The organism is Methylobacterium sp. WL120, assembly GCF_008039465.1.
GTDB lineage: Bacteria > Pseudomonadota > Alphaproteobacteria > Rhizobiales > Beijerinckiaceae > Methylobacterium > Methylobacterium cerastii.
Genome location: NZ_VRUT01000317.1, coordinates 1 through 1,782 on the forward strand (window position 1 = coordinate 1; position 1,782 = coordinate 1,782).

The window sequence follows — 1,782 nt, forward strand, 5'->3', positions numbered from 1 at the left end:
CAAGGGCCAGGGCAGTCAGGAAGATGTCGACCGGTTTGGGCTCACGGACCGCCGGCCCGAGCGGCTTCAAAGTCAGCCGTCCGCCTGCGATGCCCATGACGGACCCGGCCGGCATGACGTAGACGTGACCAGGCCGGACCGGCTCGCCGTCGGCGGCAGCCTCGACCTTAAGCGGCGTGAAGCGGGCCAGCACGTCCGGGAGCAGGCTTTTGTGCTCTCGACTGAGATGCGTGACGATGACGAAGGCGGCCCCGAGCGTCTCCGGCACTCCACGGAAGAAGCCCTGCATCGCTTCGATGCCGCCTGCGGACGCGCCGATGCCGACGATCGGGAAGTGGTCCTGGTCCATCACCGCGTTCTCAACCTTCGGATCGATACTGCGCCGTTCGTTGGGGCCCAGCATCATGCGTTCTTGCCCGATGTCGAGGACGGCCGTGCGGATCAGACGTCTTGCGTGGCCTCCTGCACCACGTAGGCGAGGCAGCGGGCCCGAGCCTCGGGGCTCTTCAGCCGCACGAACAGACGCAGCAAAGCTACTACTTCGGGGAGATGATCCAGACCCGCCACGGCATTTTCGATGTCCGATGTCTTAGCCGGGTCGGCCGTCATGAAGGCCGCGGTCGGAATACCCAGCGACCGGGCGATGCGATCTAAGGCACCGAGGCGGTCCTGCGGATCGTCACCGTTCGCCATAACTTTCCGCCGGTTCCTAAGCCGCGTCGATCAATGCACGGCGATCCCGACCGCCCGTGGTCCCATCGCGCCAGCGACGCGACGCCCGACATGATGGAGAACCCGGCCGAGGAGCAAGCGAGTCTGGGTATCGGGGTCGTCTTCCGAGGCCTCGTAGGCGTCAATGAGAGACGTCACCAATTGGTTCGATGGGCCAGGGTCCTCGACCTTGCGGCTTTGTGACGGCCCTGCAGCGGTCTGCTCGCGGGACCGCCGGACGAGATCGCGCGAGGCTTGAAGCGTCTGCCGCGTTTCTTCGGCCGCTGCGCGCAACTCACGAGCAACCTCAAGGCACCGATCTGTTTGTAGGCGGTCCAACAGGAGCGCTCCGATTTCCGTCCCATGCCCGCACGTAGGTAACTTCTAGGCGAACGCTACGATCCTGCACACAATGCCTAGGTGTAGCAATCCGGAAATCGAGTTCGAGGGCGATTGGGAGGGTCGAACCTCAACCTTAACCACAAGTCGGCTTTTCGCATGAAGCGAACGGGTGCAAGTAGACGCGCTGAGTTCCTAGGTCCTCATCTGATGACTTGGTGAGCAACGGACCTTCGGACCTTCCGTAATGGGTCTGGAGAAGCATTACAGACGATGTCCGCTTCGATGGATCGCCGCCCCAAAAGCGGACCGACAGAAATCCACCCAACCCGGTCGTAGAGCGGACGGACAGGTCCCGACCCAACTTCGCCGTTGAACGTATTCTACCGGGAGCCTGAAAGCGGACGTCACGCCCTGGCAATGCCAGGCAGGGTCGCCAAGGAATCCGCGAGCGTATCGACCAGCATGCGGATGCCTTTGATGCGGGTGCGACCGGGCACGACCAAAAGCGAAAGGGGGAGCCGACGGTGGTCAGCCCCCATTGAAGTGGTCCGCCCTTTGGTATGGCTTTTGAGCCTGGAGGACGGACGAGATGGCAAAACACCCGAAGCCCGAGGAGATCGTCGCGAAGCTCCGTCAGGCGGACGTGCTGATCTCACAGGGCCAGAGCGTGGCCGATGCAATCCGCGCGCTCGGTGTGAGTTCGGTGACGTACTACCGGTGGCGGCGTGA

At 63.2% G+C, this 1,782-nt stretch carries 2 protein-coding genes and 1 pseudogene; 1 reads left to right on the forward strand and 2 read right to left on the reverse strand.

Translation table 11 applies throughout. From position 1 onward, the window contains the following. Both FV229_RS26670 and FV229_RS26675 read right to left on the reverse strand, forming a co-directional pair. Positions 1 to 406 (reverse strand): chemotaxis protein CheB (locus tag FV229_RS26670; RefSeq protein ID WP_281406759.1); only part of this gene is annotated, 406 nt, incomplete at its 3' end. Between the two features lie 35 nt (positions 407 to 441). Then, a complete protein-coding gene (locus FV229_RS26675; RefSeq protein ID WP_147754795.1) occupies positions 442 to 693 on the reverse strand; it encodes a hypothetical protein in 252 nt (83 codons plus the stop codon). A gap of 949 nt (positions 694 to 1,642) precedes the next feature. On the opposite strand from FV229_RS26675, the pseudogene FV229_RS26680 reads away from it, so the two are divergent. Further along, positions 1,643 to 1,782, forward strand: a pseudogene (locus FV229_RS26680) (IS3 family transposase); the annotation flags it as partial.

What these genes read in the sequence shown, in the direction of transcription:
- FV229_RS26675 (WP_147754795.1), bottom strand. Translation starts at nt 693, where the DNA reads ATGGCGAACGGTGACGATCCGCAGGACCGCCTCGGTGCCTTAGATCGC.